Annotated in this window: 22 protein-coding genes; 13 read left to right on the plus strand and 9 right to left on the minus strand. The window is 60.1% G+C overall.

Features of this window, described 5'->3' with window-relative positions; all coding sequences use genetic code 11:
- Position 1 precedes the first annotated feature (1 nt).
- The 4 genes from AC1Z32_RS39860 to AC1Z32_RS39875 are packed head-to-tail and all read left to right on the plus strand — an operon-like array spanning position 2 to position 3,820.
- On the plus strand, positions 2–1,225 hold the full coding sequence (locus AC1Z32_RS39860; RefSeq protein WP_483484359.1) for a TrbI/VirB10 family protein: 1,224 nt from the start codon (positions 2–4) through the stop codon (positions 1,223–1,225).
- Positions 1,226–1,234: 9 nt separating this feature from the next.
- Positions 1,235–2,257 carry a P-type DNA transfer ATPase VirB11 gene (gene virB11 / locus AC1Z32_RS39865; protein ID WP_483484360.1) on the plus strand — a complete coding sequence of 341 codons (1,023 nt, stop codon included), beginning with the start codon at positions 1,235–1,237 and terminating at the stop codon, positions 2,255–2,257.
- Complete coding sequence (locus AC1Z32_RS39870; RefSeq protein WP_483484361.1) at positions 2,244–3,188, plus strand: lytic transglycosylase domain-containing protein; 945 nt, start codon at positions 2,244–2,246, stop codon at positions 3,186–3,188. The genes virB11 and AC1Z32_RS39870 overlap by 14 nt, the downstream gene beginning before the upstream one ends.
- A 44-nt stretch (positions 3,189–3,232) precedes the next feature.
- On the plus strand, positions 3,233–3,820 hold the full coding sequence (locus AC1Z32_RS39875; protein ID WP_483484362.1) for a hypothetical protein: 588 nt from the start codon (positions 3,233–3,235) through the stop codon (positions 3,818–3,820).
- Positions 3,821–4,311: 491 nt separating this feature from the next.
- On the opposite strand, the gene mobF is transcribed toward AC1Z32_RS39875, so the two are convergent.
- Genes mobF through AC1Z32_RS39895 form a run of 4 tightly spaced genes read right to left on the minus strand, consistent with a single transcriptional unit; the run spans position 4,312 to position 9,646 of the window.
- Entirely contained in the window at positions 4,312–7,416 is a 3,105-nt protein-coding gene (mobF, locus tag AC1Z32_RS39880; RefSeq protein ID WP_483484363.1) for a MobF family relaxase, read from the minus strand.
- A 13-nt stretch (positions 7,417–7,429) separates the two neighbouring features.
- Positions 7,430–9,040 carry a type IV secretion system DNA-binding domain-containing protein gene (locus tag AC1Z32_RS39885; protein ID WP_483484364.1) on the minus strand — a complete coding sequence of 537 codons (1,611 nt, stop codon included), beginning with the start codon at positions 9,038–9,040 and terminating at the stop codon, positions 7,430–7,432.
- A 4-nt stretch (positions 9,041–9,044) separates the two neighbouring features.
- On the minus strand, positions 9,045–9,239 hold the full coding sequence (locus AC1Z32_RS39890; RefSeq protein ID WP_483484365.1) for a hypothetical protein: 195 nt from the start codon (positions 9,237–9,239) through the stop codon (positions 9,045–9,047).
- A complete protein-coding gene (locus AC1Z32_RS39895) occupies positions 9,239–9,646 on the minus strand; it encodes a hypothetical protein (RefSeq protein WP_483484366.1) in 408 nt (135 codons plus the stop codon). The genes AC1Z32_RS39890 and AC1Z32_RS39895 overlap by 1 nt, the downstream gene beginning before the upstream one ends.
- 392 nt (positions 9,647–10,038) lie before the next feature.
- Here AC1Z32_RS39895 and AC1Z32_RS39900 point away from each other — a divergent pair, with 392 nt between their 5' ends.
- From AC1Z32_RS39900 to AC1Z32_RS39910, 3 genes are read left to right on the plus strand one after another with little or no spacing between them, the layout of a single operon-like run.
- A complete protein-coding gene (locus tag AC1Z32_RS39900) occupies positions 10,039–10,515 on the plus strand; it encodes a conjugal transfer protein TraD (RefSeq protein ID WP_483484367.1) in 477 nt (158 codons plus the stop codon).
- Positions 10,512–11,216, plus strand: a complete 705-nt coding sequence (gene stbB, locus AC1Z32_RS39905; protein WP_483484368.1) for a StbB family protein — start codon at positions 10,512–10,514, stop codon at positions 11,214–11,216. The genes AC1Z32_RS39900 and stbB overlap by 4 nt, the downstream gene beginning before the upstream one ends.
- Before the next feature lie 11 nt (positions 11,217–11,227).
- On the plus strand, positions 11,228–11,620 hold the full coding sequence (locus AC1Z32_RS39910; RefSeq protein WP_483484369.1) for a hypothetical protein: 393 nt from the start codon (positions 11,228–11,230) through the stop codon (positions 11,618–11,620).
- A gap of 215 nt (positions 11,621–11,835) precedes the next feature.
- Here the strand turns inward: AC1Z32_RS39910 and AC1Z32_RS39915 are convergent, their stop codons facing one another.
- Positions 11,836–12,267 carry a hypothetical protein gene (locus AC1Z32_RS39915; RefSeq protein ID WP_483484370.1) on the minus strand — a complete coding sequence of 144 codons (432 nt, stop codon included), beginning with the start codon at positions 12,265–12,267 and terminating at the stop codon, positions 11,836–11,838.
- 72 nt (positions 12,268–12,339) lie between these two features.
- Positions 12,340–13,254: an ArdC family protein gene (locus AC1Z32_RS39920; protein WP_483484371.1), complete on the minus strand. Its 915-nt coding sequence runs from the start codon at positions 13,252–13,254 to the stop codon at positions 12,340–12,342.
- Positions 13,255–14,191: 937 nt separating this feature from the next.
- Here AC1Z32_RS39920 and AC1Z32_RS39925 point away from each other — a divergent pair.
- The 4 genes from AC1Z32_RS39925 to AC1Z32_RS39940 all read left to right on the plus strand — a co-directional run bounded on the left by AC1Z32_RS39925 (position 14,192) and on the right by AC1Z32_RS39940 (position 19,302).
- Positions 14,192–15,379, plus strand: coding sequence for a ParA family protein (locus AC1Z32_RS39925; protein WP_483484372.1), 1,188 nt, complete (start codon positions 14,192–14,194; stop codon positions 15,377–15,379).
- A gap of 2 nt (positions 15,380–15,381) precedes the next feature.
- Positions 15,382–16,350, plus strand: a complete 969-nt coding sequence (locus AC1Z32_RS39930) for a ParB/RepB/Spo0J family partition protein (RefSeq protein ID WP_483484373.1) — start codon at positions 15,382–15,384, stop codon at positions 16,348–16,350.
- Between the two features lie 321 nt (positions 16,351–16,671).
- Positions 16,672–17,856, plus strand: coding sequence for a Replication protein O (locus tag AC1Z32_RS39935; protein ID WP_483484374.1), 1,185 nt, complete (start codon positions 16,672–16,674; stop codon positions 17,854–17,856).
- Positions 17,857–19,098: 1,242 nt separating this feature from the next.
- Positions 19,099–19,302: a cold-shock protein gene (locus tag AC1Z32_RS39940; RefSeq protein ID WP_483484375.1), complete on the plus strand. Its 204-nt coding sequence runs from the start codon at positions 19,099–19,101 to the stop codon at positions 19,300–19,302.
- Positions 19,303–19,808: 506 nt separating this feature from the next.
- Here the strand turns inward: AC1Z32_RS39940 and AC1Z32_RS39945 are convergent.
- Complete coding sequence (locus AC1Z32_RS39945) at positions 19,809–20,216, minus strand: hypothetical protein (RefSeq protein ID WP_483484376.1); 408 nt, start codon at positions 20,214–20,216, stop codon at positions 19,809–19,811.
- A gap of 395 nt (positions 20,217–20,611) precedes the next feature.
- Here AC1Z32_RS39945 and AC1Z32_RS39950 point away from each other — a divergent pair, with 395 nt between their 5' ends.
- Positions 20,612–20,863: a hypothetical protein gene (locus AC1Z32_RS39950; protein WP_483484526.1), complete on the plus strand. Its 252-nt coding sequence runs from the start codon at positions 20,612–20,614 to the stop codon at positions 20,861–20,863.
- Here AC1Z32_RS39950 and AC1Z32_RS39955 read toward each other — a convergent pair.
- A complete protein-coding gene (locus AC1Z32_RS39955) occupies positions 20,753–21,082 on the minus strand; it encodes an ATP dependent DNA ligase (protein WP_483484515.1) in 330 nt (109 codons plus the stop codon). The two genes, AC1Z32_RS39950 and AC1Z32_RS39955, sit on opposite strands and share 111 nt — an antisense overlap.
- 631 nt (positions 21,083–21,713) lie before the next feature.
- Between AC1Z32_RS39955 and ltrA the strand changes: the two genes are divergently transcribed.
- Positions 21,714–23,084: a group II intron reverse transcriptase/maturase gene (gene ltrA / locus AC1Z32_RS39960; protein ID WP_483484377.1), complete on the plus strand. Its 1,371-nt coding sequence runs from the start codon at positions 21,714–21,716 to the stop codon at positions 23,082–23,084.
- A 76-nt stretch (positions 23,085–23,160) separates the two neighbouring features.
- Here ltrA and AC1Z32_RS39965 read toward each other — a convergent pair whose 3' ends face one another.
- Complete coding sequence (locus AC1Z32_RS39965; protein ID WP_483484378.1) at positions 23,161–23,430, minus strand: hypothetical protein; 270 nt, start codon at positions 23,428–23,430, stop codon at positions 23,161–23,163.
- Between the last annotated feature and the right edge of the window lie 183 nt (positions 23,431–23,613).

Raw genomic sequence — 23,613 nt, forward strand, 5'->3', positions numbered from 1 at the left:
TATGGTGGATCCGAACATTAACCCCGCCGAGGACCGCGAAGCAGCCGTTCGGGAGTGGGAAAAGCAGGCCAACACATCGATGGTTGCCGACAACCGCAAGAAGCGACTTGGCGGTGTTGCCATCGCAGCGATAGCGACCGCCGCGATCGTGGCGGTGTGGCTGGTCAAGCATAGCGGCAATGACTCGGCCAAGACGGCAGCCAATAGCGAACTTTCCATCCCGGACCGGAAGCCTGTCCCGAAGCTCAAGGATCAAGAGGCGGCCAGCGCCTCTGCCGTCACCGCCGCACCCGCGGCAACCCCGGCCAGCACCGTGCAGGCCGACGATCCAATGAAGGCGCAGCGCGAGCAAATGGAGATGCAGCGTCGCGAACAAGCGCGACGGTTGCTCGAAGCTCGCATGAAGTCGGCCATCATTCCCCCAAACAGCGGGAATCAGCCTGCCGACGTTCAAACACAGGCTGGCCCCGATTCGGGCGGTCAGGCGCGGCAAAGCGCCGGGATGCTCGGCGGTGGCTCGGGCGACCAAGGCCCGCAAGATGCCAATTCGCGCTTCGCCCGTGCAGTGACCGGCAATGCTGTGCCGGTTAGCATGGCAAGCCAAATCGACAATCTTCCCTACAAGGTTTTGCAGGGCGAGTTTATCGAAGCGGTCCTGGAACCTCGGGCGATCTCCGATCTTCCGGGTCAGCTGTGCGCGCTTGTGCAACGCGATGTGTATGGCGCACAGGGTCGGCTCAAACTGATTCCATGGGGCTCGCGAGTTTGCGGCACGTATAACGCCGAGCTGCGCAAGGGCCAGGATCGTCTCTTCGTCGTGTGGAACACGCTGCGTCGGCCGGACGGCGTGCAGGTTGCCATCGACAGCGCGGGCAGCGATCAGCTCGGTACGGCCGGCATGGGCGGGATCGTCGACACCCATTTTGCCGAGATTTTTGGTATGTCGGCGCTCCTGTCGATCATCGGCGCCGGCGCGTCGAATGTCGGTGTGAGTTCGGGCGATCAGTACAACTCTGCCTCGCAATACCGACAGTCGGTGCAGCAAGCCGCAGCCCAGTCATCGCAACAAGTGCTTTCTCCGTACATCAATATCCAACCTACCGTCACGGTGCCAGCGGGCTCGCGCGTACGTATCTATGTGAACAAGGATCTGGATTTCACATCGATCTACAAGGACCAGATCGACGCGGCGAAGCACGTTGACGGCGTGACGTTCATTCAGTGAGGAGGAGACATGTCGCAGATTGCCTCCTTCCGGGCCAAGCTCTCTTTGCTGGCGGACTATCTTGATGACAAGGAAGTCACCGAGATTCAGGTCAACAAGCCGGGCGAGCTATGGCTGAGAAAGAAAGACTCCTACTACGCCGAGAAGATCGAAGTGCCGGGACTCTCGTATCAGTTGCTTTCGTCATTGGCCGATGTCACCGCTTCCTTCAAGAGCCTCGAAGTCGACCGAGAGAGCCCGATACTCTCCGCCGAAATCCCGGTTAATCTCGATGATGGGATTCCGGATTTCGAGCGAGGAACCTACCGGGCCGAAATGATCCTGCCGCCCGTCGTGCCGGAGGGGACCATCGCGATGACGATTCGCAAGCAGTCGCTCGTTCGGATGAGTCTGCCGAAGTACCTGGAACAGGGTGCATTCCGATTCGTGAACGGCGATGTGATCGATGAACCCTATTCCGATGCACGGTTGCAGGAGATGTATCGGGCGAGGCAGTGGGACGCGTTCTTGCGCGGCGCGGTGCTGGCCCACAAAAACATCGTCATTTCCGCGGGTACGTATTGCGGCAAGACGACATGCCTGAACGCGCTGGTACAGGAGATACCCGCGCACGAACGCATCGTCACCATTGAAGACTCCCGCGAGATCGAGCCGGCCCAACCGAACTGCGTGCGACTGTCCTATGCCCGTCATCAAGTCTCGGGGCAGGCGGCTGTGACGCCGACCACGCTGCTTCGTTCGTGCATGCGGCTCACACCTGATCGGGTGATCATGGGTGAGATCCGCGGACAAGAGGCGGTCGAATTCGTGAACATGCTCAACACGGGACACAAAGGTTCGCTCACGACCATTCACACGGATTCACCCGCCGAGATGTATGACCGCTTTGGCGAGCTGATGGACGGGCACACCTCGATGACCCGCGAGCAAATCATCGAGCGCGTCAGAAGGCGTATTGACGTCGTCGTGCAGTGGAAATACACCGAGCGCAACGGCCGCTATATATCGGAGATTCTTTATGCAGGCGCGTGACGCTCTACCCGTACTCGCCGCGGCCGGGGTGTTGCTCGCTTTTGCCCGGTTCGCCTGCGCCCAAACAGCGGCCCCTTCTCTACCGTTCGACAAGCTGGCAGCCGAATGCGCGCCGGGTGTTCACCCGACAACACTCAGGGGTGTGGTGCGCACCGAGTCGGCTGGCAATCCCTTCGTGATTGGTGTCGTAGATGGCCGACTTGAGCGTCAGCCGCGCAACCTGGCGGAAGCAGTCGCGACGGCGCGAGAGCTTGAGCGGCAGGGCTTCAATTTTTCGATGGGACTCGGACAGGTCAATCGCTACAACCTCGCGAAATATGGTGAGCGATACGAGACGATATTCGAGCCGTGCCGCAATCTCAAGGCCGGCAGCGCGATTCTACGAGATTGCTATCAGCGCGCGAGGGCAAGGGTTCCAGACGAACAACAAGCCCTGCGCGCTGCTTTCAGCTGCTATTACTCCGGCAACTTCACGCGCGGTTTTCGGCCAGATCGCGCGGGTCAGCGCAGCTACGTGCAGAAGGTGGTGGCGAACGCGACAGACACAGTCGAGCCCATTCCCGTTGTGCCGGCCGTGAAGCCGGACAGCGCCGATGCGCGCGTTACGCCGCAACACGCGGCAGCCCAGAAACCAACGAAGCGGACGGCCGTGACGCCGCAATGGGTGATGTTTGCAGACGGACAGTCGCAGCGTGACCAGCCCCCTGATTCACCGGCCGAGAATGCCAACAGCGAGTCGGCGGTCAGAGTGCGGTTGGCAACGCCGGCCAACGGCTCGGCGGACAAAGTCAGCCAGACGCGTCCCTCTACTACATCAGCTTCGCGTGCGACGCAGCCCGTCTCCGTCCAGCGATCACCGACATCGGCATCGACTAGTACAGCGACATCAACTACGCAGCAGGCTGCGCCGTTCGTGCAGTTTGTGAATTAACGCTTCTCTCGCATAAGGGAGAAGCGCTTTCGGGAGGAAAACCGATGAAAAGAGCCGTGATTATCTTGCTCGTCCTCGGCGCATCAGTGCCGGCCCATGCCTCGGAGTACGGTTGCAAGGTGCTGCTGTGCTTGGCCAATCCTGCATCGAACGGTGGCCCCAAAGGCGTAGGCGAATGCGTCCCTCCTATCAATCAGCTCTACCACGACCTCAGCAAGGGAAGACTGTTTCCGAGATGCGATCAAGCTGATGGAAATGACGGATCGAGCTACGCCCGTCAGGTCAATGATCCCTACGATCCTTGCCCGGCGCCGCTGCTGCCGGCCGAGCGTGGCTCCTATGTCGTCGAGGGCCAAAGAAGATCGAGCGGTAACAAGGGAGGATGGTTCGGCGGCGACGGGACATACTCGCTGAGTGCCCCACCGGAACTATCGGAGTCATCGGTCGGTAACGGCTATGCCGCGGGCGCGCGAGCCTGTGTCGGTCAGTCGATCGGCTCGTACACGACCGGCAGCTATGACAACATCTACACCGTGTACGTGTTCGACAAGGTGCTCTGGCAACCACCGCAGAATCCGCGCGCCATCGACGTCTATATCGACAACACCTACCAACAGCGCGTGCGTTGGTAGCAGTGTCCGCTCGGATATCGGTAAGCCCGCATGTCGGTGAGCCCCATCGGTGTGCCCGCCTGTGCCGCGCGCGATGCTGGTTCGAGAATAGTCCGGGCTGCTTCAACTTCCCGTTGCACCGTCAATCTACAAACGGAGCACGATCGATGACCCGACCACCCCTTGTCCGTCTTGCTGATCTGATTGCCTACTTGGCGGTCGCCTTTTTTCTCCTGTGGTATGCAACGAACCTGGTGCTTGTCTTGGCCACTTGGCCGGACCCTGGACGTTGGATCGGGTTTTTCGTGATCTTCGCCATGTCGATCGCCTGCGCGAGAATGATAGGGCCAATTTCGCGGGCGTTGGTCGATTTGGGACGGACGCCATCAGACCGATCGTAGGGCTAGCCGCTGAAGCTAGCGGATGCTGGCTGATGCGTGACGAGTAGCCGCCAAAGCGCTGACAACACCGACAAATAAGCGCGCATTTCGCGCATTCGTTACCGAAGCGACCTATCTGAATCGACCGTAATCCAAGGGCTTGCGACCGTTTGTCGGCTGCCTGCGATGGTCCTCGGGCAGTTGACGTTGCAGCCCTTGCTTACCCTCTGCCGCGCCTCCCGGCGGCGTACCCACACCGCGGCGTTGCAGTTCGCGCTCTCGCTGAATCGCCAAGGCCGTCGTCTTGTCAAATCGACGTGCGATCGCCGCCGGCAGCGATTTGACCGAGTCCGTGTAGACCCGCGCCTCGTATCGCGCCCGACTAATGGCGACGTAATACAAATTCATGGACGTCGTGCGGCTCTTGGTGTCGAGCGCGATCAAGGTCCGGTCGTTGGTCAAGCCCTGTGAACTATGGACGGTCGATGCATACGCATGCTCAAGATGGAGCGGTCGACCGGTCGGCAGCTCAATGGATCGCACGGGGCGGCCGTCTCGATGCTCGACCGATTCGAGGGTCACCACACCGCCGATCACGCCGGCCACACGCATGCGATCGCCATTGGTGAGGTCTCGACCTGCATCGTTCCGATTGATCCGCACGGTGTCGTCGACCGACAGCTCAGCCCGCTCAAGGCGATAGACGCTCAGCTGCGTCACCTTACGAGGATTGATCGTCGCCGTCGTGCCATCTTGCCGAGACAAAATCAATGCGTTGCCGGGCAATGCTTCGGTCACGCGGTACGTTTCGCCGCGCACCAACCTCGCTTTCACGTAGTCCTTCTCGGGCTGAATCACCATACCGGGCTGATAGCTCGGTGCAAAGCGACGCTGCGCCTGCGTCATGTCTACGCGAGTCAGCGTCTCAAACTCCCGCCCGTTGCCGGCGAGCGCCAGCGACTCGCGTACCATCTTGTTGATCTCGCGTCGAGCTTCATTGGTGCCGGCGACAATCAGTGTGTCGCGGCGCTCAGCTTCGGTGAGGGCAATGTAGTCATTCACAATCGCCCGGTGTCGCTCCGTCGGCTCTTTCAGCTCCTCAACGTGTTTGAGATGCGCGAGCGATTGGGCGACACGCTGTTCTGCTGCGTGCTCGACCGCCACCTTCAGCTCGTGATCTTTCTGTCGCTGTATTTCACTGATCCGTGCGGTCTGCATTCCATCGAGTTGAAGCTGGGCAAACGGTTTGCCAGCCTCAATGGCCTCGGTCTGTTTAGTGTCTCCGATCAACACCATGCGCGCACCGGCCCTCTCGACCGATCGCATGAGCTGCTCCATTTGGCGAGCGCCGACGACGCCAGATTCGTCCAACACGATGATCGTCTTGCCGTCAACGGGCTTATCCTTCGACCGAAGAAAACTCGCGAGCGTATGCGCTTCGAGTCCTTCGTTCTTAAGCGCCTTGACCTGATTGCCATATGGCGCGAGCGCGACGGTACGGTAGCCTTGTTGCATCGTCTGGGCCGACGCCTGTTTGATGAGGGAAACGGCCTGGTTGATGGTGTAGGTCTTCCCTGTGCCGGCGTCGCCCTGGATGCCCACAAAGCGATTACCCGTGGCAACGATCGTTTCTACAGCGGAACGCTGCCCTGCATTCAGCGTGGAATGTTCAAGCGCCGATCTGACGGCGGCAATTTCCAGAATCGGTGCGACGGCCCCACGTCCGGTCCGTTCGATCGCGAGAATAGCTTTTTCGCGAGCAAGCGCTTGTTGCGTCGTGTATCGCTTCTCGGCCGGCACGAGTGAGCCCAGTTTGATCGCATTGGCAATATACTGCTGCGCCTGCTTGTTCGACCAACCCTTGAGCTCCTGCAGATAGCGCTTCCAGCCTGCAACCGAGAGCGCGAGACCCTCCTTGCGCTCGGCCATCCGATAGGCCGGCACCGCCTCGATCAGCGCGCCCTGTCGGACCAATCGCTTGATTTCGGCGCGAACGTCGGTGGGGCCTGCCAATCCGACAGCTCGGCGCAGCGCAGTCGCCATGAGCGCGCTCTCACGCACGACGGCTTCACGTTCAGTCAGATGGTGGATAGCGTACTGCACGACCGCTTGTGCAGGCGTGAGGCTCGCCGGCAAACTCGTTGCGGCGACACGATCGCGCTCACCGGCCTTAGAAACCTGTCCTCTGTGACCGTCGACGCCGTCGTTCGCCCCGCTGCTCGCCCAGTTCGCCACCTCCCCATTCACCTTGCCGGTCACCCCGTCGCCTTTTGCATCGCGCGTATGGCTGGGCTCTCCAGGTACTGCGTGCTCTCGCCCGCCGTTCACGTCATAACTGCGTCCATCGAGCCGTGATTTCGGACCGTAGTCAATGCCGAGGTCGCGGCTTTTCTCAACCCAGTATTGCTTCACGATCTCACGGTCGGACTCGTCCTTGCGCGGGCGCGTGGCGAGTGCAATCACCTGCTTTTCGAGCGTGGTCGCACTCGCGCGCGTCTTACCCTCATTGGCCAACGCCTCTTCAATCACGCGGCTCCGTGCTGAAAACGCTTCGATCTGGTCGCGGCTGATGTGGGCTAACTCAAAATTGCCTTTGTCATCAACCAGGCGGATCGAGTAGCCGACCGCCTGCAGGCCTTTTGCCAGCTCGGCCTTATAAATCGCATCGACCTCATGCTGGACGCGGAAAATATCCTCGTTCGCGAGCGCGCGCCATGCACCATCGGCGCGCCGCGTCATGTTCATCACGACCGAGTGCGTGTGCAACTGAGGATCTTTCGCCCGGCTCATCTCGTGCCGGAACTTGGCGATGGTCATGTTGCCCGTGCGCTCACGGTAGCTCTTGCCCTTGACCTTCTTGCGGGCCTCAGCCAGTTGCTCGACTTGTTCGAGCGCGCGGGTCACGGCGCGATCGTGCGCAGCGGTCACTTCGCGGTCACCGGCAACGAGCGCTTGCATCGACACTGACTTCGGCGCCGAGAACGTGAGGTCGAGCCCCATGCGCTTTTTGCTGTCGATGGGGTCGAACGTCGTCTGGATACGCTCGCCGTTAGGAAGCTGGCCGTCCAAAAGGCGCGAGAGCTGTGCCTGCTCGATTGGCCCTGTGAGCCCGAGGTGCCGCGCCCCTTCGCCCTGCCACTCGCCGGGATTCTCCTTGGCGTAGTAGTCATCGGTCGACGAGAAGTAATGGGCGGCCGCATACTGGTTGTTGCCGCGAATCGGCGTCACATTGAGCATGGCCGTGCCTCCCTCACTTGATCTCGATTGCAGTCGCCCGATGCGGATACTTGACGTACGGCAGTTTGATTTTCGCGATGGGGAAGTCTTCGCCAAACATGACGTAGCCCTCCAGGTCTTTCAAGAACGAGATCTCCGAATCCATCACAACCGGTTCCGGCGGACCCGTCACCATGTTGCGGCTGCGCCCTCCCCCACCACCCGCTCCACCGCCTGCGTTTGTAGTGATCTGGATGCGTTCAACCTGATGCTTGCCCAGAATCTCGCTCGCCTTATCGGTATTGAGCGCGTTCGAGCCGCCAAAAATAAGGTAATTGCGAAAACATCCAAGCAAGGTCCGCGCGGCGTCCTTGCCATAGGTTTCGTCGAGCTGCGCCCAGTCCTGAATGGACGCGGCCATGCGCAGACCGTGCTTGCGACCCTTCGTTGCTGCCGGCACGAAGGATTCTAGCTTGCCGAGCGATTCCAGCTCGTCAAGGAAGAGCCAAAGCCGGCGCGCCAGCGGCGCCGAGCTATCGGGGATGCTCATGATGGTGGCGCAGATCGTGTCGATCCACGTCGCCACGAGTGGGCGCTGCGTCGTGCGCATGTCCTCGCGCCACGTGATGAACAGGTTGCCTGCGTTCGGATCGTGCACCCATTTATAAAGCGAGAATTCGCCTTTGGACATGAACCGAAGCGGCCGCACGTACTTGTTCATCATGAACTGAATGGAGGCGACTGCCTTCTCCGCATTCTCGCGAAAATAGCCCTGAGAATCGGTGTTGGCCAGGAATGCCTGAATCACCTCGCCATCCTCGCGCACGAGGAGATTGACCAGCGCATCCTGGTCGGGGTTATTGGTCTCGACCAACTTGCGCATGGTGTCGGCGAGTACGTCGCGCGTGTACGCGCACCATTGCTCGTCGGTCGGATCGATCTGCGGCGGAATGATGCTTCGCGCCATCCGGTCGAAGTCGTGAATGCCCCGGATCTCGTTGAAGATGGTCCATCCCGCTGAACGTTGATCAAACGGATTGAGAATGGTGTCGCCGGGAAAGCTGAACTTCGAATAGAACGTGCCGTTCGGATCAACGACCGCCATCTTGTCGCGGCGCTTCACGGCCGACGCGATCATGCTTTCCATTGCGACCGACTTACCAGCGCCGATGGTCGCGCAAATCAGCGTGTTCCGGTTTTCAAGGTGCAACGGCATCGGCATCCGGCCGATCATGATGGGAGGCAAGTCTGCTCTTGCGAGACTCGAGGCCCCGGTGTCTGCTGCGCGCTTCAGTTCGGCGCGAAGACGGCGGTTCTCTCGACGATTCGCGGCGTTCACCTGTTGTTTGACGCCGTGCCAGTTGGCCATGCGCGCACCGCGCAGCCAGCGGTGGTACCGGGCACCACGGAATCCGTCGTCGCCGTATTCGTGCAGTAGATACGCGGTGGTCGCCGCAAGGCCAAGACCGAGCACGACCCCACTTGCGACGAGCGGATTGTGCGGTGTCGTATGGAGGGCTGCCGTGAGCGCTTCCGGGAACGGGCGCAGCGGTACGTTCGCGGCGTAGGTTCCGGCAAGCCAGCCGGCAATGGGTAAGCTCACGCCAAAGAGCAGGGTCGCGTTTTCCGCTTCATGTTTCTGCATCGGCCTAACCCGCGCTGGACCCGACCACCGCGTCACGGCGCCGGGCGAGCCACGCAGCCAGTATTTGAGCATCACACGCCGCATCAGTGCAGTCGCGCTGCAAGGCGCTCAGCAGTGCATCGTGCAGCCAGTCGCTCATGCTCGGCGCGTCAAGCGCAGCCTGAATGTCCGAGTCGATCTGCTCAATCGGTTCTGACATCACGAATCCTCCGTCAATCGGGTTACCAGCGAGGCCAATTCTGGAGAGGAGGCGGCAAGTAATTCTCTGGGCATCCCGGCACCTGACACGGCGTTCTCGCATGCAAGCACGAGATCGTTGAAATCGCCCGACGTCGCCTTCTTGCGCATCAAAAAAAGCAGCGCGGCCAAAAGCGTATGCGCGGATTTTTGGCTACGTTCAATTTCCGCTAGTCGGCCGATGAGCTCTTGCCGCTCAGCCCACGTTTCCATGCTGTCGCGGGCCGCTTCGCGCTGACTATCACGACTCATCGCTTTGTCGCGAATATATTTCGACAGATGCTTATAGCCTGCCAGTGCCGCAGCTTCTTCGACCCTGCGGCGATCCTCCTCAGAAAACCAGACTGGGATCGATTTGCCTGTGCTCATGCGTCGCCATCCCCTGTTGTTAAATTTAGAGTAACTCAATCTTCTAACCTAGAGTATTGTCTATAGGTATCAGATGAGCAAACACATAGCTCTCCTGTGAATTCCTATAGCAACGCTATAGAGCCAAAGTAGTGTCACTTTCTATACGAGTCCGGTCATATCAAGGGTTTGCACTCCCGAAGGGGGTGCGTGATGTGTATCGAGATTTCTGGCCTGTTAAGGACAGGGATCTCTCAGTGTTAAGGGCGTGAAAATCATCTAGCCCGTAGGGCGTAGGCGAAGTGGATGCAATGAAGCAGCACAGAGGTTGCAAAACAGATGCAAGTTGGTAGTATGAAGAATGCGTGAGAGATGCAGAAGGAGTGCGTATCAATAGCTTGGAGGATGCTTGAATGCCGCAACGTGACGTGGTGCAGGCTTTGACGGCGCTGGAGCCGAAAACCAAGGCGGCGAAAGTACGTGAAGTGATGCCACTGATAGAACAGAGACTCTCAGCGGGCGTGCGGATCGTGGATGTTCTCAAAGCCCTGAGAGCGAGCGGACTCGATCTGACCGAAGCCACATTGAAAAGTTACCTCTACCGGTACAGGCAGAAGCAGCACGTCGAGCGAGAGACTGTGGGACAAAAACTTTCGGCTAATGTCCAGCAACCCAGCGCCACCGAACCAGTGTCACAACGGCACTACTCTGACTCATCCTCGATAAGCCATTCAGATTTATCGACGGACGCGACCTCACACGGAACCCCACACGAGCCGATGTCGATGCAAGAGCTTGACCGTCTGATGAAGCCCGACCCGACTGAACAAGCCGAAAAGTTGGCACGTTACGAACGCCTGGCCAAACAGCAACGAAGGAGCCGCAAATGAAAGTCGCCGTCATCAACTTCAGTGGAAATCCGGGCAAAACGACGCTGGTCGATAATCTCCTCGCGCCGCGCATGAACGCGCCGAAGTTTGAGGTCGAAACGATTAATGCGGGATCGTCCGGCACTGGCGCAGAGCGCCTCAAGGGCAAGGACTACGGAGGGCTCCAAGAGGATTTGATGACGCTCGATTCGGCCATCGTCGATGTCGGCGCATCAAACGTCGAAGAGTTCATCAAGCAGATGAGCCAGTTCGACGGCTCGCATGAAGAGTTCGACTATTTTGTCGTGCCAGCGGTGAGTGAGAAGAAACAGCAGATCGACACGGTCAACACCATTGAGACACTGGCGGGCCTCGGTGTCCCGGCCAAGAAAATCCGCGTGGTGTTCAACAAGGTCGAGCTTGAAGATGCGAATGATGTGCCGCGCCTGTTCAGCGCGGTTTTTGGCCTTCACGCGGAACGCAGATGCTTTACGCTAAAACCGGAAGCAGCGGTTTTCAGAAACGAAATTTTCGAGCGGCTGCGTGTCCTCAAAAGGACCGTCTCTGATGTCGTCGCGGATAAGACGGACTATCGGGCCATGCTCCGCGAAGCGACCGACGACGACACCAAGGCTCGCGCAGTCAGCATGATCTCGGCGCAACGACTGGCGAAGTCGGCGCACAAGAATCTGGATGACGTGTACAAGGTTCTGTTCAAGTAACGGAGAAGGTCATGAGCGGCAATGTATCCACCGCGCGCGAAGCGCTGATGGCGGAGCTACTGCAAGATGCCGACGCGCTCGTGCGGCGTTTTGAGCAGGTCGACGAAGCGTTATCTGGCAAGATCGAGCGGGCGACCACCGACGCGGCCGGCAAAGCGTTCCTGGCCGCGAAGCTCAATTTCGAGTCAGTCATCGAGCAGAACGGTAACAAGCTGATTGAGGCCGGCCGCTTAGCGGCCGCGCAGATCGGAAATCAGCTCAACGGCGGCGCCGCGCAACTTGTCGCCGCGAATGCCGCGCTTGAACGCAAGGCTCATCGGTTCGTCGTTCTGCTGGCCGTGTTCGCATTCATTGCTGGCATCGTGGGTGGCTTCATCGGCGGTAAGCTCGCGGCCGGCGTGTGAGGGACAGGGACGCTCCGTCTTGTGCCCTCTCTAAATCGCCGCCGGAATTTGCAGGTACTGCCTTGCGTTGAGACCGCGTCCGAGAGTTTATCCGGCGGCGTTGTTCGTCAAGCTCCGGCTGCGTTATCGGTCTATACGCATTGATCGCTGCTCAATCGTTTGGCTGAACCGCAGGCGGCAACATCCTATCGTCATATGTCGAGCGTCCGTTAGGTTCAGTTCTCGCCGTTCGCCGAGGTAATTACGGCTTTCGCGACATGACACGCGGCGCAAAGCCGCTCCACGAGATGTTCGTTCCGGCCGTTCGGGCAGGCCAACGCGCGTACGAGATCGTCGGTGCGCGAAACCATTCTCTGCAGACTTTCGAGCATTGCGGGTGAGGCTTCGCAGAGGAGCCAGGCGGGGCGTCCGCCGTAACGCATAAAAGCCCCGTCGAGGGTGACACCCTCGGCAATGCTCCGGCCGTCATCGTCAGTGATTGAGACGATGCGCGCGCAAGCGGCGCTGCTGCGGTCGCGCTCGGTGCAGATTTCCGCCGGGTCTCGATGCTTAGCTACGGCGATCGCTTCGGCTGCCGTCGGCGCTTCGATCTGGGTCCTGCCGTAGTGCGGAACATTGACGGCATAAACAACGGTGAAGTTGCTCACGAGTCCATCTCCTTATTTAGAGAAAGCGGTCCTCGGCCTGGACCGGTGCGCCCAGGCCTCTCGGCGATGCCCTCACGCTGCTTGTTGTTCGTTCTCGTCTTGCAGGGAGAACAGGAACTCGCAGGCTTTTTGCGCTTGGCTGGCCGCCGTGAAAATCGCCTTTTTGTCGGCCTTTAGGACCTTGAGCCAGTGGTCGAGGTACGCGGCGTGATCTTCACGGACTGCCGGGGTGAGGCCCAGTTGCGCACATAGAAAAGCGGCGCCCATCTCGGCGATCAGTTCTTCGGCGCTGTACGCGTCGTCGCCGAAACGCTTGCCGAGCTGGCGGTCGAGGCGGTTCTTGTGGCTGGTCCAGTGGGTGATCTCGTGCGCCTTGGTGGCGGCGTAGCTTTGCGCCGTGTCGAATGACTCGGGGATGGGCAGTTGCACGATGTCCTGTGCGGGCGCGTAGTAAGCCTTGTCGCCGCCGTGACGGATGACAGCGCCGGTCTTGGCGAAGAAGGCTTCTGCATGTTCGATCAGCTCGAGGGGCTCGCTGTCGGCGGGCACCGGTTCCGTGCGGTATTCCGCGGTCAGGTTCTCGATCTGGTCGACGTTGAACACGGTGTAGCCCTTCATAAAAGGGATCTCGCGTTCGATCTCGTCGCCATTGTCGTCGGTGTCGGTCTTGGTGACTTTGTTGGCGTAGACCACGAGGGTGCCATGCTCGCCTTTACGGACGTTCGCGCCGAGCGCCTGTGCTTGCTTGAACGTCATCCAACGGTTGGATTGGAAGCCTTTCTCGAGCTGCTCGCCCCAGAGAAGCAGAATGTTGATGCCTTGATACGGGAGGCCGTTGTGACGCACGGGAAGCGTGATCCGGCCGCCGGCGTTGCCGCCTTTCCAGGGCTTGACCCATGGCCTGACGCCTTGCTCGAGGTCGGCAATGATCTTGTCCGTCACGCGGCCGTAGACGTCGGGGAGCGGGGTCTTCGTTTGGGCTTTCATGGTCTTTCCTTTAGGTCTCGGGGTGGATGTGCTGGGGTTGCGCACATGCACCCGACGACCGTCGGGCGACGACCGGGGAGGCAAGCTGCAAGGGCTGGACGCGGGGAGGGGGATCACCCGGGATTTTTTCAGCGCGTTACCGAAAAAATTTTGGGGATACCCCGCGGCCAGGGCGAAGCCATCTCCCTTGCAGTGCGCTAGGGGCAGAGCCCCTTAGCGGGTTGTTCTGGATGAGTCTTTTAAGTGGGTGTTGCGAAAGGGATCGTTACCGAATGGCCGGGACTACAGGCCCGGGGAGCGAAGCGAGTAGAGCCCGGTCCGCGTGCGCGGATTCGCCCATTGCCGGGAGGTAAGCGGCCTACGGTGTGATCGGCGCTAGACGGTTAGTTGCGTAATCGGTTTTCATGCCTGTAACTGAAAACGGCGAACTGGCAAACATTCGCATGGGCACGCTGATTTCGGCAGGCACTACGGTGGACATCGTGAACATTACGACGACCTTAAGGTGGTGTCCAATCTCGCCATCAGCAGATCCCTCAACTCTTTGGCTTTAGTTGAACGCGGCGAGCGGCAAGGCCCCGGGACGTGAGGCACTGGACTGCCCCGATCTTGAGAAATCCATGGGTGCCAAAACGCAACTTCAAGCTATCGCAAAGGCTTGATAAGTTACCCGCCAAGATCGAATGGCATGCAGCGGGCTTCAGCCCGTCTAGCGGCGCCTCACCTACCCTTCTTGGGCTTCCGCATGGAAGCCGACCCACAACTTCAACTTCTTTCGAGATATTCCCGCAAAAGCTCCGCAGTTAGGACGCTGCGACGCGTCAGAACCTGCAAAGTTTAACTTGCGTTTACTTTTCACAACGACTAATCTTCGAACGATTCGACCGGTTAGGTCGAAACATTCTGAATCGGTCCACTGGACGCTACAGGTAGAACGATGGACACCATCAAAAAGCTCAAGGCGGGGAAAACGACGGGCGCTGATCTCATGCACCTGGCGAAACTGTCGGACGGCATGCTGCAGAAAATCCGCGATGAGATGCTCGAGCCCTTCCCTCGTAAAGTGCCGCCCATCATCTCGTCTGCTCGACTGCAGGAGATGTGTGGTATCGATAAGCAGCGCATGGGCTACGTGCTCAAGAAAGGCGAGCTTCCCGCAGGCACGCAAGCCAAGCCCGGCTCCCCGCGCCAGTTCACGGTCGAAGAGACGATTGCATGGATCCGCTCTGAGCGCAATCCCCTCCCCCGCAACGGTCCGGCGAAGGTTATCGTTGTGGCGAACTTTAAGGGTGGCGTGACAAAAACCACGACCTCGACCCTTCTCGCCCAAGGTCTTTCGATGCGTCGAGGTCGCCGCGTCTTGCATATCGATCTTGACCCACAGGGAAGCGCAAGCACGCTGTATGGCATCAATCCGCATGCTGAGGTCGATTCATCTCAAACCGTCATGCCCTTGATCGAGGCTTATCTCGAGGGCAGGCCGTTCGACATGACCACCCTCCCCGTCCCGACTTACTGGCCCAACGTAGACATTATCCCGTCCTCTACCGAGCTGTTCAATGCGGAATTTATGTTGCCCGCACGAGCAGCCAGCGACGGAGAGGTTCGCTTTGAACAGGTCTTGCATGACGGATTGGCGCAACTGAAGGATACCTACGACTACATCATCGTCGATACCGCGCCGACCCTTAGCTACCTCACGATCAACGCGATCTTCGCGGCCGACGGAGTTATTGTGCCGGTCGTGCCAGATATGTTGAGCTTTGCCTCGATGGTGCAGTTTTGGCACCTGTTCGGCGATCTGATCAACGGGATGCAAGCGTTCGACGATGGTCGGGCCAAGGAATTTGACTTCGTCGACGTCCTTGTTACCCGCATGACGTCAAAGCCCGCCGCCCAGATCCTCCAAGGCTGGATTACCCAGATCTATGGTTCGCGCGTCGTGCCTATTGAGATTCCTGAATCGGACTTGGCGCGCAATACAAATATGCGCTTCTCGACCTTCTACGATCTCGGGCCAAATGATGTCGGAGCCGAAACGCTTCGCCGAATTCGCACTCCAGTAGATCAGTTGGTCGATCGCGTAGATGACAAGGTGTGCGCCATCTGGGCACAGGAGGAGTAACAATGGCTTCATGGATGAAGGAACAGGCTGCTCGGGCCAAGAACATTCAGGTGACGGACGAGGACAAGGAAAAAGCCTTGGACGTCCAACCCGTACCTGCTCGCACAGCGCCGGGCCAATTGATGCAGTTGCAAGCGACCGCTGAACGGCAACGCAAAGAGATCGCCACTCTCAAGATGCAGTTGGACAAGGGTGCACGAGCTAAGCGCCCTATCTCGAAGCTCCACGAGGTTCCTGGGCGCCGCCGTAAGCTTACCGCCGAGCAATACGCCGAACTTAAAGCAAACTTGGCCAAGCATCCGCTTGTGCACCCCGTAATCTTGGAGGCACGCGAAGACGGCGAATGGAATATCAACGCTGGCAACAACCGCGTTGCGATTTATCGAGACTTGGGTATCGAGGAGATCGACTCAATCGTCTCCGAAATGGAGCCCGATCAGGCCGAACGGCTGGCCTTCTTTTCCAATCTCTTCGCTCCCTCGCTTTCCGACTACGAGAAATACTGGCACTTTCAGCGCCTTCAAGAAGCTGCAGACGCCCTAACCCAGCAGGAGCTGGCCACTGCGGTTGGATTGTCGGAATCCCACGTCAGCAAGATCTTCGCGTTTGACGGATTGCCGGCCGAGGCAAAAGCCGCCCTCGAAGAGCGTCCTGAAAGACTGGGCGCAGACGCCGCCGCCCAGCTTTCGCGCGCGCACTCAGAGGGGCGAACGAGCGAAGTCGTCGAGGCTGTTGAGCGCTTGGTTAAGGAAGAGCGTTACACGCAGAAGGAGGCAGTTTTGAGTGTGCAGGCTAAACCTGCAAAGAGGCCCCCTCCCGCCGAGACGCTAATCGTTAAGCAAGGCAAGAAGAACTACTGTGAGATCACCACCCGCGGCGGCGTGATTGGTGTGCGACTGAAGGTGGAGGCAGAGCGTGCAAACGAATGGGCCAAGGAAATTCAAGCCCTAATCGAGTCGAAATTGAAGTAAATGACTTTCGGCACGAAACTCGTGTGCAATCAGTTACTTAGAGTTTCCGCTATGTTTTTCTAGATGCAACCCAATTTTCTAAGCCTCTGTTTTTATTGACCTTTCGTGACGAAACTAAGACCGATGCAAACCTAAAGCCTGAAAGACAAAGGCCCCCAGCTGGAAACTGAGGGCCTTTGCGTAAGTGGGCTTGGCTGGAAATCCTAGCACCACACTCCCCGGCTGGAAACCGGAAAGGGTACAACGCTCAACCCGGAGTGTAGCGCAACAAGATCGACAGTCAAGCGAAACCCATCCATTCACTGAAATGGACCGCTAGACATGTCTATCGCGCAACGCTTCGTTGCTGGCGAGGGTGAAGCACACCCCGAAGATTCGGCCGCCCTCACCGCTTTTCGCTGCGACTCGACCAACCTGCCCTGGATCATCTTCCGGGCCGCGTTTCGTGCCGCGCACATCGAACAGATTTCCCCTCGCGCTCGCGCCGTCCTTGCTGCCCTCGCGCGGACCGTCGACGCGGCCAAACCGTTCGGTGCCATCTTTGCGCGCCGTGAGCTGCTCACGGGCCGCGCCCTGCAGTCCATGCGCACGTTCTATCGCAGTCTCGACGATCTCGAGGTCGCTGGACTCATCGAGCGTCGCCCGCAGGGCCGCTATGTCGAAGCCGGCTTGTTTGGTCGCGCCTACCTTCACCTCACTGAACATGCCGCGAGCCTCCTCGGCCTCATTGAGCCTTCGCGCACGCACGAGACCAAACCCGCCCAGACGCCCTCATCAGCCGCATCCGCCTCGGCCCAGCCTTCTTTGTCTGTACCGTCTGCCAATGTGGCAGACGGTGGAATATATAAGGATCTAAGCCCGTCTGTTTTTCAAAAGAGACAACCGGGCCAACTGCCTGCGGATCTTCAGCGCCTGCGCACCCTGGGGTTTTTTGATTTCTTGATTTTCAAACTCATGCGCGAGGCGCGTGAGCACGGCAAGCGCCTCTCCGATGTCGTGGAAGCCACCTGGGATCACCTGAAGCTTGCCAAGGCGCCCATCAACTACCTGCGCGCCCTGCTCCGCAATCCGGTGGATTTCGCCCTCCTGGTGCGCCGTCGGACCGCCGACCACCATGCCGAGCAAGCGGGCGCGCAGCAGCGCGCGGACGCCCAGGCCCTTGCCCTCCAGCATGCCGGCCGCACGTTCATCGACGCGGACGATGCACGCCAGTTCGTGATCGGGGCCGGGGGTGACTCGTTGACGATCTTCAGCCTCACGGAGCGCATTGGCCGCCAGGCCGCCGGATGGATGCCGTCGTTTGCGACGGCGCTCGCGTCCGGGAAACTTCGTCCCGCCACTGCACTGGATCTCGAACGCTTCGCCCATGCGCAACGGGAAGCGTTGGGCAAATCCCAGCCTTGCGCCACACCGTTGGCGCACGCGAAGCCTCCGGTGACGGGTGCCGTGCGGGAGCACATCGCCGGCCTGCGTCAGCTCCTGAAAGTGCGGGCAGCGGGCGCGTGAGGTGGCGCATGCGGCCGCCCTCTGAGGGGGTCCGCATGAATCGCCCCGGGGTCGCGCGACAGCAACGAACGCTGGGACGAGCACGACACGTGGACCAAACCGACTCGTTGCCCCAATCGAAATGCAACTACCGATCGTGTCCACAAAACTCCGCACATTGCCGGCATGCGCAGGTGCGACGGGTGCTCGAAAACCCACTCCCAAGATGGCGATCGAGGCGCCGGGACGGAACGATCTGAGCGAGACGTCGGTGTGAGCCGAACGGGGCCCCAACGTCGAGCGCATGCGCAAGAGAGGCGAAGCAAGTCGCCGACGCGGAGCACCAGGTCGGGCGGCGAACGACGCTAAGGACCAGAAGCCGATGCTCATCGATGACCGCTGAGCGAGTACGCATGTTGGTCTCAAGATGTCCGCCGTCCCCGCGCCGATCATTCGCGCCGCGTGCTCATACGCTAGAGTCGGCAGGCGGACGGTGAATTGCCTAGCGTCGCACGAGCGAAATGCCGAGCGAACCCGACGTGGATCCTCGTCCAGGCCAGAGCGACTACGCGAATTTTTCGCGATGTTCACTCCTATGGCGGCGACATGCGCATGACCTCTGCAGCCGTCCCAGCCGACCAACAGCGGTGCAACGCGCCGCACAAGAAGCCACACTGTCGAAGAATCATTACGGCGATCGCGCCATGCAACATCGCCTGCCGCGTGTGCGGAGAATCCGCGCTTCCAGACAAAGCGCGGGCGTGCCGGTGCGGCGATCCGGAAGCCTTGCCGGCCTGAGCCAGAAATCGCGAGACTGGGCCCGGTGGAATGTGCAGTGGGTCCGTCCGCTGATGTCTGCCGGCGGTGCACATCTGCTGAGCTGACGATAAGCGCCCATGCTCGACGGCGTGGCCAGTGACCGATCGGATCACGCGAGCAGCGCGCTCCGTGCTCGGTTCATTCGCGCCGACCGGCGGGGGAGGTCGCCTGCGCCTCGCGGTGGGTCCAAAAGATCCGGGCGCGCATCGAGTGGTCGAGCGAAGACCGCGCACGGCAGCCGTCCATACCTTTTTCGCGCGCCACGGGGCGAAGTAGGGGCGCGCCGAGCGAGTTCGCCAAAGGCGCACGCAAAGGCATTCAGACTGATTGTTCGGAAGGGGTCGCGTCTTGATCTTCCCGGTTGCCTAGTGCGTGGCAGCGCGTCAAGATAGTGTCCGGCGCTCGCGAGGGCGGCGCTGTCTTCAACTTTTTAGGTCAACAAAAATGGCAACTGGTACGGTCAAGTGGTTCAAGGACGACAAGGGTTTTGGCTTCATTACGCCCGACGGCGGGGGTGACGATTTGTTCGCCCATTTCTCGGAAATCCGCACCGAGGGTTTCAAAACGCTCAAGGAAGGGCAGAAGGTGACCTTCGACGAGAAGATGGGTCCGAAGGGCAAGCAGGCAGCGAATATCAAGCCGGCGTAAGCACCGACGGAAATATGGGCAGTCATCGTCCGCCAGGCGCCGACGATGTCCGCCCATCGCGCCGTCTCCGGACCCGCACATCGCGCTCTCGTTCGCGTGCGTTCCTCACCGGTCGAGCCGCGCGGCGAGACAGTATGCCCGATGCAACCAGAAGCTTTACCCCACCGACAGTTCGATGCCCGTGGATCAATCCTACGGAGTCCTGCATTTCTTGCGGCTTCACGCGTTCCTAAGGGGATGACTCGGTGTGAAACATTGCCGCGGAAATGGCGCTCCAACCTAAGCGATTGTTTTAAAATAGATTTGAGGCGAGAACGCGGCGAAATCGCGCGTTGTTTCACGCTGCCACCTGTCGGTACGCACCTCACACCACCATTTTGCGGCCCGTACTGGCTCATTATGCGTGTCGGACGTGAGCGCGTATCAAACAAGACGAATTATGTGCCCATTGATACGTTCGGCAAAAATTGTTCTCCCATCGTGGTAGGCACCGTCCGACGGCCGGTTCAGTGGCCGGCTGCCGCCGCGCGCAGCGGGGAGGCTCGCTGGCTGGTCACGAAACAGTCGAGCCGGTAGCGCGCGCCAAGATGAACATGCCTGGGCGCGTTTGCGAACTGACGATCCGACTCGCGCAGCACTGCCTCGAAAAGCGGGATGTCGTTGGCGTCGAGTGTCCAAGCCCGCGAGCGTTCGGCGCGTTGCAGAACGCGTTCCATGGCCGCCTCGGCGCGCGCGTAGATGATCAAGTCGGCGTCGCCAAAGCCCGCGTCCTGAACATAGTAGGCGAGATAGATCATCCGGATCAGTTCATTGAACAGATACGCAGAGCCGGCGCCACTTCGACACGCGGCAAAGGTCAGATGGTTCACCAGGGAGATTTCTCGCGCCGCGTTCTCCGGCATCGGCAGCAACATGGCTTTGGTGAGGGGCTTGCGCGAGGAAGTACGGGAAGGTTGAGAATGCGGGCGACGAAAAGGCATGCGGCAAAAAATGAGGAGCGTTCGGCGAGATGCGGAGTTCTGCGAATCCTAACAGTGCTTCAAGGCGACGTCTGTGGCTCTCCCCGCGCCGGCAGGCGACGACCTCGGTTTGAAATGGATTCCGTCATTCCTGTTTGGCGAGCCCCAATCCGGGTGTGAACTGTGGCGCTCGGGAGACGGGGCCGCCGGATTCCTATTCGAGATGCAGTCGGGGATCATGGTCGCGGCGCGTGCCCTATTCGATGTGCGTAAAAAGACGGGGCTCGTCTTGGCGCAGCGTTTTCGAGCGCCTTCGACTGTAGCTTGCTGCGAAGTGAAACCCTGAGGACATGATGGTCAGGATTGAGTTGGAACTGGACGATAGCGTGCATGCCGCCCTGCGCTCGGTGGTCGCGCGCTGCAACGCGGCGCAAAAAAGCAGCGGCGGGGCGAACACGCACGGCGAACTGAACGTGAAGAAGCTGCTGACCCTATTGGCGGAAGACGCCGCGATGATGCAGAGTCGACCGGGCTCTTGGGAGGCTTCGACGATGCAGAAAGTGCTCGACGCGCACGGCTATCCGTCCTGCAATGAGTCGTGAGATGCGGCCGGAAGCGGGGAGGGCGCAGGCGGGCCGGCCGTTCGCGGTAGAACCGAGAACGCCAGAAGTCGGGGCGTCGACAACCTTCTTCTCCGTGACCGCGCTCGCTGCTTTATCTTCGCGGAGCGCTTGGAACGCCGGATACCGCACCTCACCCGGAGGTGTCCACTCGAGGAACGAGATCTCGGCCACGATGTCGGGCGCCAGCCAATGGAACACTCGCTTTTCATAGACGCCGGGGAGAAGCGAAGGAACGCCAGACTTCGCGCCGTTGAGGTGCGAGAAGCTGCCGACGAACTCGCGTCGCAAGTTCCACTTGAGCTTTTATCCAATCGTCGATCGCCCTGAGCGGTACGGCGCATTGACCCGCAGGGCACCGTCTTTGGCGTCTGAACCCGCGTGGTTCGTGCATCACGCCAGCGACCCATCTCACCCGCCCGGTCGCGCCGGCCGCGGCGCGTCCTTCTCATGTGCGCCCAGCATGGGCGCACTCCTGCGGGTGGAAGTCCCGCCATAAGCTGGTCACAGCGAATGAAGTGAAGCGCAACTGCGAAAGGGCGACTGATCGTGGGGAGGAAGCGCGGAGCATACATCGTGAGCCGATGAACAAGAACCGCATAGAAGGCGCTGCCGAGCAGGGCGAGCGGGCATGTAACCGCAAAGCTCTCGTGACCAAGGCGAAGCGGCGTAGATGCGGCGGTTGTGCGATGAAGGAGTGCGTTCTTACCTGGGGAGATCTCGCCTCGTGCCTGAAAGGGCGACGGTGCTGAGCCGGAGCGAGAAGTCAGCAGAGGCCGTAGTAGCTGCCGGTTGAGGGCGAAGGGCCGAACGAGTAGGAGGGCCGAAGGCCGTGGTGCTCGGACGTGTAACGCATCAGAAGTTCGCGAGAGCGGAGCGTGACGAAAGCAGGCGAGGTGAAGCCAAGCCGGAAGCGTCACGTGATGAAGCACGAACGGCGCACGACGCAACCGCAAGCCTGGGGCGAGACGGCCTGCTAGCGCAGGTTCTCGCGAAAGCGAATATGGTGATGGCGTGGAAACGCGTCAAAGCCAATCGTGGCAGTGCCGGGGTGGATGGGAAGTCGATTGCCGAGACGGCGGACGAACTCAAAACGCACTGGCCCCGGATACGGGAAGCGTTACTGGAAGGTCGCTACCGGCCTGAGCCGGTAAGGCGCGTCCAGATTCCGAAATCCGGAGGCGGGATGCGTGAACTGGGGATTCCGACGGTGACGGATCGGCTAATCCAGCAAGCCCTGCTGCAAGTCTTGCAGCCCATCATTGATCCGAGCTTCTCCGAACACAGCTACGGCTTCCGGCCTGGACGGCGTGCGCGTGACGCGGTGCTGAGGGCACAGCATTACGTGCAGGACGGCTACCGGGTGGTGGTCGATGTGGACCTGGAGAAGTTCTTCGACCGGGTCAATCACGACATTCTGATGGAAAGGCTATCGAGGCGGATCGCGGACAAGGCCGTACTGCGGCTGGTGCGCCATTACCTTGTGGCCGGAATCATGGATGGCGGGGTGGTCACAGAGCGGTACGAAGGCACGCCGCAAGGCGGCCCGCTGTCGCCGCTGCTGGCCAATGTGCTGCTAGACGAGGTGGATCGGGCGTTAGAGAAACGGGGCCACCGCTTCGTACGCTATGCCGACGACTGCAACGTGTATGTGCGCAGTCGGAGCTCGGGCGAACGGGTGCTGGCAGGCTTGCGAAAGCTCTATGAGCGATTACATCTGAAGGTCAACGAGGCCAAGACGGCGGTCGCGCCGGCGACTGGTCGCAAATTCCTGGGCTACGAACTGTGGCGCAGTCAGGGCGATCGGATCAAATGCGCGGTAGCCAGGAAGGCATTGGCGAGCTTCAAGCAACGTATCCGGAAACTGACGCGCCGTTCGTGCGGGCGCAGTCTACCGGAGGTTGTGGAACGGCTGCGGGTGTATGTACGAGGCTGGAAGGCGTACTTCCAACTGGCGCAGACGCCGAGGGTGTTCCGTGACCTTGACGAGTGGATCAGACACCGGTTGCGCGCGCTGCAGCTAAAGCACTGGCGGCGGGGAACGACCATGTACCGGGAGTTGCGGGCGCTGGGCGCCTCGGAAGCAGACGCGGCAAAGGTGGCGGTGAATAATCGTCGCTGGTGGCGCAATAGCGCCATGCGGCTGAACCGAGCACTGCCCATCGCGTACTTCGACCGACTTGGCGTGCCTCGCCTCTCATAACCTCAACTGCTCGAACCGCCCGGTGCGGACCCGCATGCCGGGTGGTGTGGCAGGGGTACGGTCTTATGACCGTCCCCTATGCCGATCGTCGCCCTGCGAACCTTCGATGGGCGGACGCAGCGGCAGCATGGTGTGGCGTATTCAACCGGTCGATGCCCGCCATCTGGTGTGGAGCGTCGATGCGCTTCAAGGCCGAACTCAAATCCAGCGCACACGGCGGCGAACATTCGTCGTCGCTGAGCACAGTCATGCCGTGGTGAACCGTGAGCGCATACCGCGCCCGCAGCAATGCATCGACGAATTGAGCTTCGTGCTCCGCTTGTTTGAGGAATGCAGCCGTTCTCATGTTGACGCCCTCCGGTCCAGAGCGACGCGAAGGGCGCGCGACCGGAAATAAGACTTGCAAACAACGACTAAGGGTTTATACTAGGCTTTGTCTCCTCCACGTCTCGACCGATGTGGATTCAGCCCGCCTCTATCGCGGGCTTTTTGTTTTGCGCGCCACGACCGGTCGTTGTTCGGTTCTTCG

The organism is Caballeronia sp. 11_S32 (assembly GCF_056930355.1).

What these genes read in the sequence shown, in the direction of transcription:
- AC1Z32_RS39935 (WP_483484374.1), top strand. Translation starts at nt 16,672, where the DNA reads ATGTCTATCGCGCAACGCTTCGTTGCTGGCGAGGGTGAAGCACACCCC.
- virB11 (WP_483484360.1), top strand. Translation starts at nt 1,235, where the DNA reads ATGTCGCAGATTGCCTCCTTCCGGGCCAAGCTCTCTTTGCTGGCGGAC.
- AC1Z32_RS39885 (WP_483484364.1), bottom strand. Translation starts at nt 9,040, where the DNA reads ATGCAGAAACATGAAGCGGAAAACGCGACCCTGCTCTTTGGCGTGAGC.
- mobF (WP_483484363.1), bottom strand. Translation starts at nt 7,416, where the DNA reads ATGCTCAATGTGACGCCGATTCGCGGCAACAACCAGTATGCGGCCGCC.
- AC1Z32_RS39965 (WP_483484378.1), bottom strand. Translation starts at nt 23,430, where the DNA reads ATGAGAACGGCTGCATTCCTCAAACAAGCGGAGCACGAAGCTCAATTC.
- AC1Z32_RS39900 (WP_483484367.1), top strand. Translation starts at nt 10,039, where the DNA reads ATGCCGCAACGTGACGTGGTGCAGGCTTTGACGGCGCTGGAGCCGAAA.
- AC1Z32_RS39875 (WP_483484362.1), top strand. Translation starts at nt 3,233, where the DNA reads ATGAAAAGAGCCGTGATTATCTTGCTCGTCCTCGGCGCATCAGTGCCG.
- AC1Z32_RS39910 (WP_483484369.1), top strand. Translation starts at nt 11,228, where the DNA reads ATGAGCGGCAATGTATCCACCGCGCGCGAAGCGCTGATGGCGGAGCTA.
- AC1Z32_RS39940 (WP_483484375.1), top strand. Translation starts at nt 19,099, where the DNA reads ATGGCAACTGGTACGGTCAAGTGGTTCAAGGACGACAAGGGTTTTGGC.
- AC1Z32_RS39870 (WP_483484361.1), top strand. Translation starts at nt 2,244, where the DNA reads ATGCAGGCGCGTGACGCTCTACCCGTACTCGCCGCGGCCGGGGTGTTG.
- AC1Z32_RS39890 (WP_483484365.1), bottom strand. Translation starts at nt 9,239, where the DNA reads ATGTCAGAACCGATTGAGCAGATCGACTCGGACATTCAGGCTGCGCTT.
- stbB (WP_483484368.1), top strand. Translation starts at nt 10,512, where the DNA reads ATGAAAGTCGCCGTCATCAACTTCAGTGGAAATCCGGGCAAAACGACG.
- AC1Z32_RS39920 (WP_483484371.1), bottom strand. Translation starts at nt 13,254, where the DNA reads ATGAAAGCCCAAACGAAGACCCCGCTCCCCGACGTCTACGGCCGCGTG.
- AC1Z32_RS39945 (WP_483484376.1), bottom strand. Translation starts at nt 20,216, where the DNA reads ATGTTGCTGCCGATGCCGGAGAACGCGGCGCGAGAAATCTCCCTGGTG.
- AC1Z32_RS39930 (WP_483484373.1), top strand. Translation starts at nt 15,382, where the DNA reads ATGGCTTCATGGATGAAGGAACAGGCTGCTCGGGCCAAGAACATTCAG.
- AC1Z32_RS39860 (WP_483484359.1), top strand. Translation starts at nt 2, where the DNA reads ATGGTGGATCCGAACATTAACCCCGCCGAGGACCGCGAAGCAGCCGTT.
- AC1Z32_RS39925 (WP_483484372.1), top strand. Translation starts at nt 14,192, where the DNA reads ATGGACACCATCAAAAAGCTCAAGGCGGGGAAAACGACGGGCGCTGAT.
- AC1Z32_RS39950 (WP_483484526.1), top strand. Translation starts at nt 20,612, where the DNA reads ATGATGGTCAGGATTGAGTTGGAACTGGACGATAGCGTGCATGCCGCC.
- AC1Z32_RS39895 (WP_483484366.1), bottom strand. Translation starts at nt 9,646, where the DNA reads ATGAGCACAGGCAAATCGATCCCAGTCTGGTTTTCTGAGGAGGATCGC.